The 15,952-nt window shown below is 72.0% G+C and carries 16 protein-coding genes and 1 tRNA gene; 11 read left to right on the forward strand and 6 right to left on the reverse strand.

Annotated elements, in window-relative coordinates; genetic code table 11:
* Positions 1 to 19 precede the first annotated feature (19 nt).
* Entirely contained in the window at positions 20 to 655 is a 636-nt protein-coding gene (upp, locus tag ACFWN1_RS09885; RefSeq protein ID WP_384359608.1) for a uracil phosphoribosyltransferase, read from the reverse strand.
* A 114-nt stretch (positions 656 to 769) separates the two neighbouring features.
* Here upp and ACFWN1_RS09890 point away from each other — a divergent pair, with 114 nt between their 5' ends.
* From ACFWN1_RS09890 to ACFWN1_RS09925, 8 genes are all read left to right on the forward strand, one after another.
* Positions 770 to 976, forward strand: a complete 207-nt coding sequence (locus tag ACFWN1_RS09890; protein ID WP_384359631.1) for a hypothetical protein — start codon at positions 770 to 772, stop codon at positions 974 to 976.
* 362 nt (positions 977 to 1,338) lie between these two features.
* Positions 1,339 to 1,869 (forward strand): hypothetical protein, encoded by a 531-nt coding sequence (locus ACFWN1_RS09895; RefSeq protein ID WP_384359632.1) that lies wholly within the window; start codon positions 1,339 to 1,341, stop codon positions 1,867 to 1,869.
* A 59-nt stretch (positions 1,870 to 1,928) separates the two neighbouring features.
* On the forward strand, positions 1,929 to 2,360 hold the full coding sequence (tadA, locus tag ACFWN1_RS09900) for a tRNA adenosine(34) deaminase TadA (RefSeq protein WP_384359633.1): 432 nt from the start codon (positions 1,929 to 1,931) through the stop codon (positions 2,358 to 2,360).
* A 69-nt stretch (positions 2,361 to 2,429) separates the two neighbouring features.
* Positions 2,430 to 2,514 (forward strand) — tRNA-Ser (locus ACFWN1_RS09905).
* Positions 2,515 to 2,672: 158 nt separating this feature from the next.
* Positions 2,673 to 2,852 (forward strand): hypothetical protein, encoded by a 180-nt coding sequence (locus ACFWN1_RS09910; protein ID WP_384359609.1) that lies wholly within the window; start codon positions 2,673 to 2,675, stop codon positions 2,850 to 2,852.
* Positions 2,853 to 2,894: 42 nt separating this feature from the next.
* Complete coding sequence (locus ACFWN1_RS09915) at positions 2,895 to 3,188, forward strand: Dabb family protein (RefSeq protein WP_384359610.1); 294 nt, start codon at positions 2,895 to 2,897, stop codon at positions 3,186 to 3,188.
* A 185-nt stretch (positions 3,189 to 3,373) separates the two neighbouring features.
* Entirely contained in the window at positions 3,374 to 4,225 is an 852-nt protein-coding gene (locus ACFWN1_RS09920; RefSeq protein WP_359701612.1) for an RNA polymerase sigma factor SigF, read from the forward strand.
* 313 nt (positions 4,226 to 4,538) lie between these two features.
* Entirely contained in the window at positions 4,539 to 5,507 is a 969-nt protein-coding gene (locus ACFWN1_RS09925; protein WP_384359611.1) for an RNA polymerase sigma factor SigF, read from the forward strand.
* A gap of 127 nt (positions 5,508 to 5,634) precedes the next feature.
* Here ACFWN1_RS09925 and ACFWN1_RS09930 read toward each other — a convergent pair whose 3' ends face one another.
* Positions 5,635 to 5,829, reverse strand: a complete 195-nt coding sequence (locus ACFWN1_RS09930; RefSeq protein ID WP_384359612.1) for a hypothetical protein — start codon at positions 5,827 to 5,829, stop codon at positions 5,635 to 5,637.
* A gap of 205 nt (positions 5,830 to 6,034) precedes the next feature.
* Here ACFWN1_RS09930 and ACFWN1_RS09935 point away from each other — a divergent pair, with 205 nt between their 5' ends.
* The 3 genes from ACFWN1_RS09935 to ACFWN1_RS09945 all read left to right on the forward strand — a co-directional run bounded on the left by ACFWN1_RS09935 (position 6,035) and on the right by ACFWN1_RS09945 (position 9,989).
* On the forward strand, positions 6,035 to 6,526 hold the full coding sequence (locus ACFWN1_RS09935) for a MarR family winged helix-turn-helix transcriptional regulator (protein ID WP_384359613.1): 492 nt from the start codon (positions 6,035 to 6,037) through the stop codon (positions 6,524 to 6,526).
* Positions 6,527 to 6,539: 13 nt separating this feature from the next.
* The gene (locus ACFWN1_RS09940) at positions 6,540 to 9,074 is read left to right on the forward strand and encodes an MFS transporter (protein WP_384359614.1); all 2,535 of its coding nucleotides are present in this window, start codon (positions 6,540 to 6,542) and stop codon (positions 9,072 to 9,074) included.
* A 93-nt stretch (positions 9,075 to 9,167) separates the two neighbouring features.
* Entirely contained in the window at positions 9,168 to 9,989 is an 822-nt protein-coding gene (locus ACFWN1_RS09945; protein ID WP_384359615.1) for a YceI family protein, read from the forward strand.
* Between the two features lie 147 nt (positions 9,990 to 10,136).
* Here ACFWN1_RS09945 and ACFWN1_RS09950 read toward each other — a convergent pair whose 3' ends face one another.
* The 4 genes from ACFWN1_RS09950 to ACFWN1_RS09965 form a co-directional block, all read right to left on the reverse strand.
* A complete protein-coding gene (locus ACFWN1_RS09950) occupies positions 10,137 to 10,901 on the reverse strand; it encodes a TetR/AcrR family transcriptional regulator (protein WP_384359634.1) in 765 nt (254 codons plus the stop codon).
* A 73-nt stretch (positions 10,902 to 10,974) separates the two neighbouring features.
* Positions 10,975 to 12,423: an MFS transporter gene (locus ACFWN1_RS09955; protein ID WP_384359635.1), complete on the reverse strand. Its 1,449-nt coding sequence runs from the start codon at positions 12,421 to 12,423 to the stop codon at positions 10,975 to 10,977.
* A 55-nt stretch (positions 12,424 to 12,478) separates the two neighbouring features.
* Complete coding sequence (locus tag ACFWN1_RS09960) at positions 12,479 to 14,635, reverse strand: ArnT family glycosyltransferase (RefSeq protein WP_384359616.1); 2,157 nt, start codon at positions 14,633 to 14,635, stop codon at positions 12,479 to 12,481.
* Complete coding sequence (locus tag ACFWN1_RS09965; protein ID WP_384359617.1) at positions 14,632 to 15,939, reverse strand: glycosyltransferase; 1,308 nt, start codon at positions 15,937 to 15,939, stop codon at positions 14,632 to 14,634. Before ACFWN1_RS09965 ends, ACFWN1_RS09960 begins: the two co-directional genes overlap by 4 nt.
* Between the last annotated feature and the right edge of the window lie 13 nt (positions 15,940 to 15,952).

Below are 15,952 nucleotides of genomic sequence, written 5' to 3' on the forward strand. Positions count from 1 at the left end.
CCCCCGTTTTCTTCCGTGCCTACTCGGCCGCGCCGTACAGGCGGTCGCCCGCGTCGCCGAGGCCCGGCACGATGTAGCCCTGCTCGTTCAGCCGCTCGTCCACCGCGGCCGTGACCACGGTGACCGGGGCGCCGGCCAGCTCGCGCTCCAGAACCTCCACGCCCTCGGGAGAGGCCAGCAGGACCACTGCGGTCACGTCGTCGGCGCCCCGCGCGATCAGCTCGCGGATGGCCGCGACCAGCGTGCCGCCCGTGGCCAGCATCGGGTCGAGGACGTACACCTGGCGGCCGGAGAGGTCGTCCGGCATGCGGGAGGCGTAGGTCTCCGCCTGGAGCGTCTCCTCGTTGCGGACCATGCCCAGGAAGCCCACCTCGGCGGTCGGCAGCAGCCGGACCATGCCGTCCAGCATGCCGAGGCCGGCGCGCAGGATCGGCACCACCAGCGGGCGCGGGCGGGCGAGCTTGACGCCGGTGGTCCGGGCGACCGGTGTCTGGATGTCGACGGCCTCGGTGCGCACGTCCCGCGTGGCCTCGTAGGCGAGCAGGGTGACCAGCTCGTCGGCGAGACGGCGGAAGGTCGCGGAGTCGGTGCGCTGGTCGCGCAGCGTGGTGAGCTTGTGAGCGACCAGGGGGTGGTCGACGACGTGGAGACGCATGTCCTCAACAGTAACCGTGCCCGTCTCGCGCCTCGTATCGGCATCAAACCGCCCGTCCGGGGGAATGCGAAAGGGACCGACCGGGGTGGTGAAACCGTGCCTGACCAGTCAGACCTGCCGAACAACGGCCCGGCGACGACCGGACCGCTCGGGCCCTTCCGGCCCCCGGGACCCGAGACGGACGCCGAACGCAGGCGCAGGCGGGCCCAGTTCCTGCGCGACCTGGCCGAGGCCCGGCAACTGCGCGACCGGGTCCAGCCGCGCCGCGCCAAGGCGGCCCGGCTGCGCCACGCCATGCGCATGCGAACGTTCCGCTGGTAGCCCCCGCCGTCGTACGGTCCTGTCAGCAGGCGCCGGGGAATTCTCCCGGCGAGGATGATCGGGACTGACCGGCGCCCGTTCCGCGGCCGCGGTGACGGGCGTGCGCGGGCGCCCGCGAAGCCGCGTACGATCCGCAGGTGGCGGCAACGGGTGTGCTGGTGAGCCCTGTACGGACCCGCGGTCGGCCGTCTGGTGACGGACGGTCGAAACAGCCGGACACAGGGAGCGGAAGACGCCCCTTGAGCGACTTGTTTCTGCCACGATTCCCAGTGGGCGGACCCCGGAGCGCATCTGCTCCCCGCCCGGACCTCCGCCGGGGGGACCCCCCGACCGGCACACCTATGACCAGTGGGAGAGTCACGGTGTACTTCGCCGCACTGCTCGCGCGCACCGAAGACGGGTGGAAAGCGAGCGACACGGAACTCGACGATGTGGAGACCCTGTCCGATCTTGCCGACCTCGCCCGCGAGGCGTCGCCGGAGGAGGACACGGTGCTCGTCCTGATCGAGCAGGAGGACTCCTGGTTCGGGGTCGTCCGGGTGGACGGGGAGGAGGACCCCCGTATCTATGTCTCCGACGCGGCCGCCGCCGCCCGCAGCGCCTACGGGGAGCTGCTCCTCACCGATGAGCTGCTGGGCCGCGAGCCCGGCGGCGACGGGCCCGACCTGGACTCCCTGGACCTCGACGGCACCGAGGACGGCGAGTCCGACGAGGACGACGGCGAGGAGTCCCCGGACGCCGACGCCGTGCCGCACAGCCCGGTCGGCGACCGCGAGATCCTCGGCGATCTCGGGATCGGCGAGAAGGAGCTGCGCGCCCTGGACGCCGACGACGCCCTAGGCACGATCGCCGAGGTGCTGGGCGCCTCGGAGGTACTGGAGACCGTCCGCTGACCGCCCCGCACGAGACCCGAGGGACCGTGGACCCGGTACGCGACCCCTGGCGTCCCGCCATGCGGCTCGCCCTGGCCGAGGCCGGGCGGGCCGCGCTCGGCGGTGACGTCCCGGTGGGCGCCGTCGTGCTCGGCCCGGACGGCACCGCCGTGCTGGGCACCGGGCACAACGAACGCGAGGCCACCGGCGATCCGACCGCCCACGCCGAGGTGCTGGCGCTGCGCCGGGCCGCAGCACGGCTCGGCGAGTGGCGGCTGACCGGCTGCACGCTCGTGGTGACGCTGGAACCGTGCACGATGTGCGCGGGCGCCCTGGTGCAGTCCCGCGTCGAGCGGGTCGTCTACGGCGCCCGTGACGACAAGGCGGGCGCGGCCGGCTCGCTCTGGGACGTCGTGCGCGACCGGCGGCTGAACCACCGGCCCGAGGTGGTGGAGGGCGTGCTCGCCGAGGAGTGCGCCCGGCCGCTGACGGAGTTCTTCAGAGGGCGCTGAACGCCCTGCTGAGAGGGGTTTCGGACAGCGATTTCTACCGATGGGGCACCTTGCTGTAGGGTCTCCCTCGGTAGCGTGTCCGAGCGGCCGAAGGAGCTCGCCTCGAAAGCGAGTGTGGCGCAAGTCACCGAGGGTTCAAATCCCTCCGCTACCGCTTGAGAAGGGCCCCGTCCGAGGACGGGGCCCTTCGTGCGTCCCCGGGCCGGCCCAATTGGCGATCGTGCGCGTCCCGTTGGGTGCGCTCCGGCCCGTGACGGCTACACTCACCGCCGTCAGCAGGCCCGTGGGGACAGAGTCGCAGGGGAGGCCGCGGTGGCGGTGAACGCCAAGAAGATCGTCGTGTTCGCGCTCGTGGTCTTCGCCATGTACGTGATCATCACCGACCCGGCCAGGGCGGCCGACTACGTCCAGATAGCCTTCGAGGGCATATCGGACGCCGCCGGGGCCATCGGGGACTTCATGACCTGGGCCGTGGACGGCGGGAAGAGCTGACCCGGCCCGCGGAGCGAGCCCGAAGAGCGCGAGGTACACCGCATGATCCGGCATCTGGTCCTGTTCAGGCTGAATGAGGGTGTCGGGCGCGACGACCCGCGCGTCCGGCAGGGCGTGGCCGCCTTCCGCGCCCTCGGCGGGCAGGTCGACGAGCTGCGCTCCTGGGAGTGCGGCTGGAACGTCACCGACCGCCCCGTCGCCTACGACTTCGCCATCAACTCCTCCGTCGAGGACGCCGGCGCCCTCCAGCGCTATCTGGACCACCCCGCCCATCAGGCGGGCGTCGCCTTGTGGCGGGAGTTCGCCACGTGGGTGATCGCCGACTACGAGTTCTGAGCCGGACCGCACCCGGGACAGCGAGCCCTCCGCCACCACGGCGGGGGGCTTTTCCGCGTGTACCGATCCATCCATTGGCGTCGTTTGAGGTCCAACACGGCGTGATGCGGTGCTTGCACACAGTGCACATGTCTTGTGATGCTATGACCGCTTTTGACGGATGATTGACCGATGAAGAGGTGGCGTTGACCGTGTCGGCCAGTACTGCGCCGCCCCAGGCGGAGGTGCCCGCGACCCTCCCCGAGCCCTCCGCCGCACCCCCTCCCGAGAAGCGCCGGGGCGCCGACACCCGGGCCCTGACCCAGGTGCTCTTCGGCGAGCTGAAGAACCTGACGCCGGGCACCCCGGAGCACAACCGGGTCCGCGGGGCGCTCATCGAGGCCAACCTCCCGCTGGTGCGCTACGCCGCGGCCCGCTTCCGCTCCCGCAACGAGCCGATGGAGGACGTGGTCCAGGTCGGCACCATCGGGCTGATCAACGCCATCGACCGCTTCGACCCCGACCGGGGCGTGCAGTTCCCGACCTTCGCCATGCCGACCGTGGTCGGCGAGATCAAGCGGTACTTCCGGGACAACGTCCGCACCGTGCACGTACCGCGCCGGCTGCACGAGCTGTGGGTGCAGGTGAACGGGGCCACCGAGGACCTCACCACCGCGCTCGGGCGCTCCCCCTCCACCGCCGAGATCGCCGAGCGGCTCCGGATCAGCGAGGAGGAGGTGCTGTCCTGCATCGAGGCCGGACGCTCGTACCACGCCACCTCCCTGGAGGCCGCGCAGGAGGGCGACGGGCTGCCCGGACTGCTGGACCGGATCGGGTACGAGGACCCGGCGCTGGACGGCGTGGAACACCGCGACCTGGTCCGGCACCTGCTGGTCCAGCTCCCCGAGCGCGAGCAGCGCATCCTGCTGCTCCGCTACTACAGCAACCTGACCCAGTCGCAGATCAGCGCCGAACTCGGTGTCTCCCAGATGCACGTGTCCCGGCTGCTCGCCCGGAGCTTCCAACGGCTCAGATCGGCCAACCGGATCGAGGCATGACCGGCGCACGGGAGCACGGAACGGAAAAGAGCAGGTAGACGCCGTTCGCATGCGGGATCGAGTGATCACCGCCAGGAGCGAATCACGGCACGTCGCCAGTGTCGGCAATTGTGCGTCGAAACACCGTCAGACCCCGTTCTGCCAGGGGTTCTTGGCATCTCACGTGTCGACATGTCTCTACAGCGCGTTGCCGACATGTGACATTCTGCGGGAAGCGCGTTTGCCGAAGCTTCGGCTCCGGTATTCAGGTGAAGGCCGCGCTGTCCGATCAGGGCGGCGTGCCGCGACCGTCCCGCGACCCAAAGGGGGTGGCATGTCCGCAGAACAGGGCAGCTCGAAGGTGCTCACGAAGACCGTGGCAGCGCCGCAGAAGCTCGACGCTCTCGACGCTCTCGATGTCCTCGACGGCTTCGAGGGCGCTCCCGCCCTCGACGCCACGCCCGCCCCCGCCGCCCCGGCGCCGGTGCCCGACGCGGCACCGCCCGTGGCGGAGGCCGCGCAAGTGCCGGTGCGCTCGGGGGACATCGACACCCGCACACTGTCCCGTTCCCTGTTCCTGCGGCTCGCCGCGCTCAGCGAGGACAGTCCCGAGCGGGGCTACGTCCGGGACACCCTGATCGAGCTGAACCTCCCGCTGGTGCGGTACGCGGCGGCTCGGTTCCGCTCGCGCAACGAGCCGATGGAGGACATCGTCCAGGTCGGCACCATCGGGCTGATCAAGGCGATCGACCGCTTCGACTGCGAGCGGGGCGTGGAGTTCCCGACGTTCGCCATGCCGACGGTCGTGGGCGAGATCAAGCGCTTCTTCCGCGACACCTCGTGGTCGGTGCGCGTGCCGCGCCGGCTCCAGGAGCTGCGCCTGGCCCTGACCAAGGCGAGCGACGAGCTGTCCCAGCGGCTGGACCGCTCCCCGACCGTGCCGGAGCTGGCGGCAGCGCTCGGGGTCTCCGAGGAGGACGTGGTCGACGGTCTGGCGGTGGGCAACGCCTACACCGCCTCCTCGCTGGACTCCCCGGCCCCCGAGGACGACGGCGGCGAGGGCTCGCTGGCCGACCGCCTCGGCTACGAGGACACGGCGCTTGAGGGCGTGGAGTACCGGGAGTCCCTGAAGCCGCTGCTGGCCAAGCTGCCGCCGCGCGAGCGCCGGATCATCATGCTGCGCTTCTTCGCCAACATGACCCAGTCGCAGATCGGCGAGGAGGTCGGCATCTCGCAGATGCACGTCTCGCGACTGCTGACCCGCACGCTGTCCCAGCTGCGGGAGGGTCTCGTCTCGGACTGACGAGGACGAGGACTGACGGGGGACTGACGAGGACTGACGAGCGGCAGCCCTGCCCGGCCCGTGTCACGCGCTTCGGCGCGGACGCGGGCCGCGGCCGTTCGAGGGGGCTCCGCGAGGGAGCCGGGGGTCACTTCAGCGCGAGCCAGGCGACAGCGGCGACGACGGCCACGGCCACGATGACGCCGATGATCAGGCCGACGCGGGGACCCCGGGAAGGGGCCTCCTGCTGGCGAGCCGGGGGAGTCTCGTCGACGAACGCGCGGAACATCTGGGTGCTGCCTGCGGGGTCGTAATTGCCCTGGGGGCCCTGGGTGTTAGCCATGGGCCGAGACACTAGCGAATCCGGGTGCCCACCCCAAGTGCGGGGCCATGGGGACGGCTACGGGCAGACCACCCACCTTCACCTGCACATTTACGATCGCAATACTTGCCTTTGCCAAGTTTTTGCGCCACCGGACCCTGATTTATTTGCCTACAGCAACCAAGCAATCTTACGGTTGCCCAAAGCAACGAATACGGGAGGTGTGATGGCCGAGCAGGCGCAGTTCGAGGAGCTGGCACGTCAGCTCAGTGCCGTCGGCGCCGTGAAGCGTGACATCGGGCGGATCCTCCCGCCCGACTGCCCGGCCGGTACGGCCGCCGTGCTGACCCTGCTCGGCCGCGACGAGGAGATGCGCATGAGCAAGCTCGCCGAGCTGCTCGCCGTCGACATGTCGGTCACCAGCAGGCATGTCGCCCACGCGGCCGCGCGCGGCTGGATCGAGCGGTCGCCGGACCCGGCGGACAAGCGCTCACGCATCCTGCGCCTGACGCCGGTGGGCCACGACCAGCTCATGGAGCTGTCGCTGCGCACCAGCCGGCTGCTGGCCGAGCGGCTGAGCGACTGGACCGACGACGAGGTCGGACAGCTCATCGGGCTGATGACCCGGCTGCGCGCGTCGTTCGGCGACTGCCGCTCCGGTGTGCCGAGACCGGCCGCCCCCGTATCCGCAGAAACCCGTACACCCGCGATCACGTAAGTAAAGGAAGCTCATGGCAACGACCACACCATCCGGTGTGCGGGCTCACGCCAGGCACGGACACGGGGGTGGGACCGACGAGGCCCCGATGACCCACCGCCAGATCATGGAGGCCCTGTCCGGGCTGCTGCTCGGCATGTTCGTGGCGATCCTGTCGTCCACGATCGTCTCCAACGCCCTCCCGCACATCATCGGCGACCTCGGCGGCGGGCAGTCCGCCTACACCTGGGTCGTCACCGCCGCCCTGCTGTCGATGACGGCGGCCACCCCGCTGTGGGGCAAGCTCGCCGACCTGTACAGCAAGAAGGCGCTCGTCCAGATAGCCCTGGTCATCTACGTCGTCGGCTCGATGGCGGCCGGGCTGTCGCAGAACCCCGGCATGCTGATCGCCTGCCGTGTCGTGCAGGGCATCGGCGTCGGCGGTCTGTCCGCCCTGGCGCAGATCGTCATGGCGGCGATGATCTCCCCGCGTGAGCGCGGCCGTTACTCCGGCTATCTCGGCGCGACCTTCGCCGTCGCCACCGTCGGCGGCCCGCTGCTCGGCGGTGTCATCACCGACACCTCGTGGCTGGGCTGGCGCTGGTGCTTCTACGTCGGTGTCCCCTTCGCGGTCATCGCGCTGATCGTCCTCCAGAAGACGCTGCACCTGCCCGTGGTCAAGCGTGATGTCAAGGTCGACTGGGGCGGCGCGACCCTCATCGCCGCCGCCGTTTCCCTGCTGCTCGTCTGGGTCACCTTCGCCGGTGACAAGTACGACTGGGTCTCCTGGCAGACCTACGCGATGGTCGGTGGCTCGATCGTGCTCGGCGCCCTGTTCGTGCTCGTCGAGGCCAAGGCGAGCGAGCCGATCATCCCGCTGCGCCTGTTCAGGAACCGCACGATCACCCTGGCGTCGCTCGCCTCGCTGTTCGTCGGCGTGGCCATGTTCAGCGGCACCGTGTTCTTCAGCCAGTACTTCCAGCTCGCCCGCGACAAGTCGCCGACGATGTCCGGCCTCCTGACCATCCCGATGATCGGTGGTCTGTTCATCTCCTCGACCGTCTCGGGCCAGTTCATCACCCGGACCGGCCGCTGGAAGGCGTGGCTGGTCAGCGGTGGCGTCCTGGTCACCGCCGGACTGCTGCTGCTGGGCGGCATCCGGTACGACACGGACTACTGGAAGATGGCCATCTTCATGGCCCTGCTGGGTCTCGGCATCGGCATGATGATGCAGAACCTGGTGCTCGCCACGCAGAACCAGGTGGCGCCCTCCGATCTCGGCTCGGCCAGCTCCACGGTCACCTTCTTCCGCTCCCTCGGCGGCGCGGTGGGCGTCTCGGCGCTCGGCGCGGTGATGGCCCACCGGATCACGCACTACGTCACGGACGGCATCGGCTCGCTGAGCCCGAAGTACCAGGCCGCGATAGCCAAGTCCGGCTCGACCGACACCATCCCGGACATGAACAGCCTCCCGGGTCCCATCCGGAACCTGCTGGAGAGCGCCTACGGCCACGGGATCGCCGACGTCTTCATGATCGCGGGCTGCCTCGCCGCCCTCGCCTTCCTGATCACGCTGTTCATCAAGGAGGTCCCGCTGCGGACGAAGGGCGCGCTCGCGCAGTCCGCCGAGGCCGAGGCACCCGTCACCGGCCCGGCCGCCGCCCCCGCGGTCGCCGCGGCCCAGCAGGTCCCGGCCATGGCCTTCGCCACCACCGAGGGCGCCGCCCCGGCCGACGGCACGGCCACCGCGACGGCCACCGTCCCGCAGGTCACGGCGGTCGCCATGGCCGGCGAGAGCGGTCCGCCCGGCGGCACCCCGGTGTACGGCTTCGTGCGCGGCGCCGAGAGCGCCCCGGTCGCGGGCGCGGCGGTCACGCTGATCTCGCTGGCCGGCCGCCAGCTGGGCCGTGCGGTCGCGCGGGCCGACGGCTCCTACACGCTGGGCGCCCCCGGCACCGGCTCGTACGTGCTGATCGCCTCCGCCGACGGCTTCCAGCCGCAGGCGTCCACCGTCGTGGTGAGCGAGGAGCCGCTGTCGTACGACATCCTGCTCAGCGGCACCAGCGGGCTGACCGGTGTGGTCCGGGCGGCCGGGAACGCGCTGCCGGTGAAGGACGCGATGGTCGTCGTCACCGATGTGCGCGGTGATCTGCTGGCCGCCGCGCAGACCGGCGAGCAGGGCGAGTTCGGGTTCACCGAGCTGGTGCCCGGCACCGTGACGATCGCGGTCAACGCCGCCGGCTACCGGCCGCGCGCGCTGCTCGTGGAGGTCGCCACCACCGGGGTCACCCGCGTGGAGGTCGACCTGGACACCGGCGCGCTGCTCGGCGGTGTCGTCCGGGCCCCGCACGGTCCGCTGGCCGACGCCCGCGTCACCCTGGTCGACCAGGCGGGCAACGTGGTCGGCACCGCCACCACCGGTGCGGACGGCGCGTACGCCTTCACCGACCTGAACGGCGGCGAGTACACCGTGATAGCCACGGGTTACCCGCCGGTGGCCACCGCGCTGACCGTCGCCGGTACCGGCACGGACGGCCACGACATCGAACTCGCCCACCCCGGCGAGTAGTACCCCCGACCGGCCCGTGGCCCGCCCCCACCAGCGGGCCGCGGGCCGGTCCCCTGAGCTACGCGCGCTCAGCCGCGCAGGGAGAAGAACGCCATGGCACTGACCGCGAGAATCCGCACCCGTGACGGCTGGGCCGTCTCGCACGCGGTGGTCACGGTGGCCGACATGACCGGTACGCAGGTGCTGCGCGCCGGGGCCGACGCCGAGGGCGTGGTGCGCGACGACACCGTGCTGGCTCCGGGGGCGTACACGGTGATCGTGACCGCCGTCGGGTACGCGCCGGTCGCGTCCAGCGCGCTGGTCACCATGAGCGGCCGGGCCGAGGTCGGTTCGGTCACCCTGGCCCGCCAGGGCGGCAGCGAGCTGCCGCCGCCCGGCCCGTGGGCCATCGACCCCGTGCACTCCTCGGTCGGCGCGGTCGCGCAGCACCTGGGCATCTCCAGCGTGCGGGGCCGGTTCACCGAGTTCGGCGGGCGCATCGAGATCGCGCCCGCCGACATCACGAGGTCCCGCGTGGAGGCGGTCATCCGGGCCGCCTCCATCGACACGGGCAACGGGATGCGGGACACCCACCTGCGCTCGGCCGACTTCCTCGACGTGGAGAGGTACCCCGAGCTGACCTACCGCTCGGCCGGGCTGACCCAGGCCGGCCCGGACCGCTGGACCGTGCACGGCGAGCTGTCGATGCGCGGGATCGTGCGCGCCGTCGACCTGGAACTCGCCTACCTCGGCACCGGCGCCGACCCGTGGGGCGGCACCCGGGCCGCGTTCCGCGCGACGGCCGAGCTGCACCGGGACGACTTCGCCATGAACTACAACCAGGTCCTCCAGGCCGGCATCGCCGCCATCGGCACCACCCTGCGGATCGAGCTGGACATCCAGGCGGTCCAGGGCGACGCGCTGCCCGCCCTCTGACACGGGTACGGCCCAGGCTCGGCGCACGGCACCCCGTATCGCTACGAACACCGAAGTGACCCGGTGGCGACGGGCGGGTTCCCGGCGCGGCTCGCGTCCGGCTCGTGGGGCAGGACCCCGGTGGCCCGTGGCCGACCCCGTGACGGGTCAGCCACGGGCCACCATCGCTTCGATGCCCGCGATGAGCAGGTCCAGGGCGAAGACGAAGTCCCGGTCCAGCATCTCCTCGACCGTGTCCCCGCCACGCGCGGCCATCAGCGCGTACGACTCCTTCAGCGCCTCGGAGGTGCCGGCCACCCCGGAGGCGAGCGTCAGGGACTGCTGGAAGTACTCGTCTGCGCTCAGCCCGGTGTCCGCGATCCGGGCGTGGAAGTGGCCCTCGATGGTGCCGTAGCCGTACACGAACTGGAAGACGGCCGAGATCGCGCCGGACACGCCGTGCGCGGGCAGCCCGGCCCGGCCCACCACCTGCTGCACCACCCGGGAGAAGGCCAGGGAATGGGGGCCGATGTTGAGGAAGCGGCCCGCGATCGGGGACAGCCAGGGGTGGCGGACCATCATCGCCCGGTACTCGGTCGCCAGGGTGCGCAGTTGCCCGCGCCAGTCGGCCTCCGGGGCCTCCTGGTCGGGCAGCGAAAGCTCGCCGAAGGCCGCGTCCAGGGCCAGTTCGAGCAGGCCGTCCTTGGTGTCGACGTACCAGTACAGGGACATCGCGGTCACGTTCAGCTCGCCTGCCAGGCGGCGCATGGAGAAGCGGTCCAGGCCCCCGGCGTCCAGCAGGGCGACGGAGGCGGCGGTGATCCGGGCCCGGTCCAGGCCCGAGGGCTGGCCGCCCCGGCCGCGACGTTCCTTGCCGGTCAGCCAGACGCTGCCCCGGGCCGGGCGGTCTTCCTTCGGGCCGTCTTCCTTCACCACCGGGCCTCCCTCCGCGAGCCGTCACTCATCGCACACCTTGCCAGGTCCGGACCGCTCGACCACCCCCGGCTCAGGCGGCAACGCGCTGGGCCCGCCTGAGCAGCCCCGCCGCGACCAGGCCACCGGCCAGCACGGAGACGGCACCGACCAGCTGCCCGGCGCTGAGCCCGGCCGACAGGGTGCGCCCGGAGGCGAGGAAGGAGCTGAGCACCGCGCCGAGCACGGCCACCCCGAGCCCGTTGCCGAACTCGGCCAGCGTGCCGTTGACGCCGGCGCCCACCCCGGCCTTCTCCGGCGGGATCGCGCTCATGATGGCGTGCGCCATCGCCGGGTTGGCCAGCGCGCACCCGGCGCCGATCAGCACCAGACCGAGCAGCGTCCCGGTGTACCCGGAGGAGGCCAGCTCGGCGATGGAGACCAGGCCGCCCGCCATCAGCGCCATGCCCAGCGCGATGGCCACCGGGGTGCCCAGCCTGGCCGCCCACTTCGCGGAGAGCCCGCTGAAGTTGAGCAGGACCACGGTGAGCGCCAGCGGTGCGGTGCGCGCACCCGCCTCCAGCGGGCCGTAGCCGAGGACCAGTTGGAGGTGCTGGGTGAGCAGGAACAGCGCGCCGCCCATGCCGAAGGTGATGAGCACCGCGCCCGCGACCGCGCCGGTGAACCTGCGGTCCCGGAAGAACGCGAGGTCGAGCATCGGCTCCTCGACCCGGCTCTCCCAGTACGCGAACACCGCCAGCACAGCCACCGCGACGGCCGCCGGGCCGAGCACCCGGGCCGAGGTCCAGCCGTGGTGCGGGCCGGAGATGACCGCGAACACCAGGGCCGTCATGCCGATCGTGGAGAGCAGCGCGCCCAGCAGGTCGGGACGGGCGGGGAGGCCCGAGGCGCCGACGGCGCGCGTGGCCTTGGACTCGGGGACGAGGGCCACCACGGCGACCAGTCCGAGGGCCGCCACGGGCAGGTTGATCAGGAAGATCGCGCCCCACCAGAAGTGGTCGAGCACGAAACCGCCGATCAGCGGGCCGGCCGCGAAGCCGAGCGAGTTGACCGCGGCCCAGATGCCGATCGCCTTCGGCTGCTCCTCGGGCGCGAAGATCTGCATGGCGACCGCGAGGGTCGTGGTCAGCAGCAGGGCGCCGCCGATGCCCATGCCCGCGCGGGCGGCGATCAACTGGCCTGTGGTGGTGGAGAGTCCGGCCGCCAGCGAGCCGAGTCCGAACACGGCGAGGCCCGCGATCAGCATCTTCTTGCGGCCGTACCGGTCGGCGGCGCTGCCCGCGCTGAGCAGCAGGCCGGACTGGACCAGGGAGTACGCGTTGATCATCCACTGGATGTCGGAGGTGGCCGCGTGCAGCCGCTGGGTGAGCGAGGGGATCGCCACGTTCAGCACGGTGTTGTCGAGCAGCACGGTGAGCTGGGCGAGGCAGATGACGCCGAGGATCAGCCAGCGGCGCGGGTGGCCCTGGGGGGCCTTCGGAAGCGGTGGTGCCGAGATGTCGGGAGCGGACATGCTGTACACCGTATAGCGAGTCCACTGTACGGTGTACAGCACTTTCGGCCGAGGGTGCTTCCGGTCAGCCGGACTTGTGCCGGGTGAGGTCGTAGAAGGTGGCCGAACCGACCGTCACCTTCTTGAAGTTGGCCTCGACCCAGGTGCTGATGGCGGAGGCCGTGGCGCTGCCGCCGCCCGTGCCGCCGAAGCCGCCGCGGCCCTCGCCGGTGCGGCCCATGCCGCCGCCCATGCCGCCTCCGGAGATGTAGTAGTGGAGCCGGCCCTCGGCGACGTACCGCTTGAACTGGGCGAGGGTCGGGGACGGGTCGGTGCCGTTGAAGCCGCCGATCGCCATCACCGCCTTGTTGGTGGCGAGTTGGTAGCTGGCCGCGTTCTGCGAGCCGGTGGAGGCGGCGACCCAGGTGTAGGAGCCGGCGTCCGCCAGGAGGAGCTTCTTGGCCTGGGCGGAGACGTTCGCGCCGTTGAGCAGGCCGCCGGCGCCGCCCATGCGGCCGGACTCACCGGTGCCGGCGCCGCCGGGGAAGCCCTGCCCGCCGGGGAAGCCACCGCCGGGGAAGCCCTGGCCGCCGCCCGTACCGCCGGGCGGGGTCTGGCCCTGGCCGTTGCCCGGCCGGCTCTGTCCGCCCGGCATCCCGCCGGGGAAGCCGCCGCGCATGCCCTCGCCCCGGCCGCCCGGACGGCCGAAGCCCATCATGCTCGCCCCCGCCGGTCCGGCCGTGGGAATCGACCCGGTGTGGGCGGAGTTCACCGTGCTCAGCGTGTACGCCGTCGGGCCGGCCAGCGCGGCGACCAGGCCCAGCGCGGCCGCGCCGAGCGCCGGCCTCCGGGGCGCGCGGCCGAGGAACAGCAGGCCGAGCGCCGCGAGCAGCCCGCCGACCAGCACCAGCCACCTCAGCCAGGGCAGGTGGTCGGAGGTGCGGCCCAGCAGCACGTACCCCCAGGCGGCCGAGGCCACCGAGGCGGCGGCGAGCGCCCAGCCGGCCCATGTCTCCGTGCGGCGCTCCCACAGCAGCCCGGCGCCCATGCCGGTGACGGCGGCGAGGTACGGGGCGAGAGCGATCGTGTAGTACTGGTGGAAGATGCCCGCCATGTAGCTGAAGACCACCATGCTGATCAGCAGCGAGCCGCCCCAGACCAGGAACGACGCGCGGGTGACCGAGGTGCGGGACGTCTTCCGGGTGGCCCACAGTCCCGCGATCAGCAGGATGAGCGCGGCCGGGAGCAGCCAGGAGACCTGGCCGCCGACCTCGGCGCCGAACATCCGGTCCCAGCCGGTCGAGCCCCAGCGGCCACCGCCGCCGCCCATCCCGCCGCCTCCGCCTCCGCCTCCGACGCTGCCGGTCTCGTCGCCGTTGATCCGGCCGAGCCCGTTGTAGCCGAAGGTCAGCTCCAGGAAGCTGTTGTGCTGCGAGCCCCCGATGTACGGGCGGGAGGAGGCCGGCCACAGCTCGACCAGCGCGACCCACCAGCCGCCGGACACCACCAGCGCGAGCGTGGCCAGGCCCAGCTGGGCCAGCCGTCTGCCCAGCCGCACGGGCGCGCAGACCGCGTACACGAGCGCCAGCGGGGGCAGGATCAGGAACGCCTGGAGGGTCTTGGCGAGGAAGGCGAAGCCGATGGCGACGCCCGCCCAGAGAAGCCAGCGGGTCCGGCCGTCCTCCACCGCGCGGACGGTGAAGTAGCAGGCCAGCGCCATCAGCAGGGCCAGCATCGCGTCCGGGTTGTTGAAGCGGAACATCAGCGCCGCCACCGGGGTCAGCGCCAGCACCGCGCCCGCGACCAGTCCGGCCACCGCGCTGGACCGGCGCCGTACGGCCGCGTACACGACCGCCACCGAGCCGACGCCCATGAGGACCTGCGGGACCAGGACCGCCCAGGAGTTCAGGCCGAAGATCCGGACCGACAGCTCCATGGGCCACAGGAACGCCGAGGGCTTGTCGACGGTGATGGCGTTGCCGCCGTCCAGCGAGCCGAAGAAGAAGGCTTTCCAGGAGGTGCTGCCCGCCTGCACGGCCGCCGAGTAGAAGGAGTTGGCGAAGCCGGAGGCGCTCAGGTCGTACAGGTACAGCACGGAGGTCGCGGCGAGCAGCGCCCAGAACGCGGGGCGGGCCCAGCTCGGGTCCTCGGGGCGGCCGCGCCACGCACGGTGCGCGAAGGAGGCGCGCGGCGCGGGTGGCGCCCCGGCGGACTGCGGGGGCTGGTCGTACTGCGTGGTCATCGGGGGTCCCCCGTGGAGATGGTGGTGGGTTCGGCGCAGGTCTTTGCGGGTATGGGCGCGGGGTCGCGGCGGTCCGGGAAGACCCAGGCGCGGAAGAGGAGGAAGCGCAGCACGGTCGCGGCGAGGTTGGCGACGACGAGGACCGCGATCTCGGTGGTGTGCCCGGGGCTGGTGGTTGCCGCGTCGAGGGCGGCCAGGGAACCGCTGGTCAGGGTGAGGCCGATGGCGAAGACGACCAGGCCCCGCGCCTGGTGCCGTACCGCGCCGCCCCGGCCCCGCACCCCGAAGGTCAGGCGCCGGTTGGCGGCCGTGTTGGCGAGCGCGGAGAGCAGCAGGGCGAGCGCGTTGGCCGCCTGGGAGCCGCCGAACTGCCGGAAACCGCTGTAGAGCAGCAGGTAGAACAGAGTGGAGAGGCCGCCGACCACGCAGAACCCGACGAGCTGGCGGGCCAGCCCCTTGGGCACGTCGGTGATCTCGCGGTCGCGGGGGTCGTCGCCGAACGGCCTGGCCAGCCGGTCCAGGGGCAGTGAACCGGTGGTGAGCGCCCGTCCCACCCGCCACACCCCCTTGAGGTCGTCGGTCGCGGTCCGCACGATGTGCACCGTGGAGTCCGGGTCGTCGACCCAGTCGACCGGCACCTCGTGGATGCGCAGCCCGGCCCGCTCGGCCAGCACCAGCATTTCGGTGTCGAAGAACCAGCCGGTGTCCTCCACCAGCGGCAGCAGCACCTGGGCCACCTCGCGCCTGATCGCCTTGAAGCCGCACTGGGCGTCGGAGAACCGCGCCTGGAGCGAGCCGCGCAGGATCAGGTTGTAGGCCCGGCTGATGAACTCCCGCTTCGGCCCGCGCACCACCCGGGAGGTCCGGCTGAGCCGGGAGCCGATCGCCAGGTCGGAGTGGCCCGAGATCAGCGGGGCGACCAGCGGGAGCAGGGCGTTGAGGTCGGTGGAGAGGTCGACGTCCATGTACGCGAGGACCGGCGCGTCGGAGGCGGACCACACCGTGCGCAGGGCGCGTCCCCGGCCCTTGCGCTCCAGCCGGACACCGGCCACCTCCGGATACCGGGCCGCGAGTTCGGCCGCGATGAGCGGGGTGCCGTCGGTGGAGGCGTTGTCCGCGATGGTGACCCGGAAGGCGTAGGGGAAGGTGCGCGCCAGGTGCTCCCGCAGTCCGAGCACGCACCGGCGCAGGTCCTTCTCCTCGTTGTGGACGGGGATCACCACGTCCAGCACGGGGGTGCCGGCCGCCGTGGCCGGGAGGTGCTCCCGGGCCGGGAGGGTGCCGGGAGAAGAGTCGGTTCGCATGGGACCGACTCTT

The organism is Streptomyces sp. NPDC058459, assembly GCF_042721685.1.
Lineage (GTDB): Bacteria > Actinomycetota > Actinomycetes > Streptomycetales > Streptomycetaceae > Streptomyces.

Excerpts from the sequence above, each read along its gene's own strand:
- upp (WP_384359608.1), bottom strand. The coding sequence starts at position 655 with ATGCGTCTCCACGTCGTCGACCACCCCCTGGTCGCTCACAAGCTCACC.
- tadA (WP_384359633.1), top strand. The coding sequence starts at position 1,929 with ATGCGGCTCGCCCTGGCCGAGGCCGGGCGGGCCGCGCTCGGCGGTGAC.
- ACFWN1_RS09915 (WP_384359610.1), top strand. The coding sequence starts at position 2,895 with ATGATCCGGCATCTGGTCCTGTTCAGGCTGAATGAGGGTGTCGGGCGC.
- ACFWN1_RS09925 (WP_384359611.1), top strand. The coding sequence starts at position 4,539 with ATGTCCGCAGAACAGGGCAGCTCGAAGGTGCTCACGAAGACCGTGGCA.
- ACFWN1_RS09930 (WP_384359612.1), bottom strand. The coding sequence starts at position 5,829 with ATGGCTAACACCCAGGGCCCCCAGGGCAATTACGACCCCGCAGGCAGC.
- ACFWN1_RS09935 (WP_384359613.1), top strand. The coding sequence starts at position 6,035 with ATGGCCGAGCAGGCGCAGTTCGAGGAGCTGGCACGTCAGCTCAGTGCC.
- ACFWN1_RS09940 (WP_384359614.1), top strand. The coding sequence starts at position 6,540 with ATGGCAACGACCACACCATCCGGTGTGCGGGCTCACGCCAGGCACGGA.
- ACFWN1_RS09945 (WP_384359615.1), top strand. The coding sequence starts at position 9,168 with ATGGCACTGACCGCGAGAATCCGCACCCGTGACGGCTGGGCCGTCTCG.
- ACFWN1_RS09960 (WP_384359616.1), bottom strand. The coding sequence starts at position 14,635 with ATGACCACGCAGTACGACCAGCCCCCGCAGTCCGCCGGGGCGCCACCC.
- ACFWN1_RS09965 (WP_384359617.1), bottom strand. The coding sequence starts at position 15,939 with ATGCGAACCGACTCTTCTCCCGGCACCCTCCCGGCCCGGGAGCACCTC.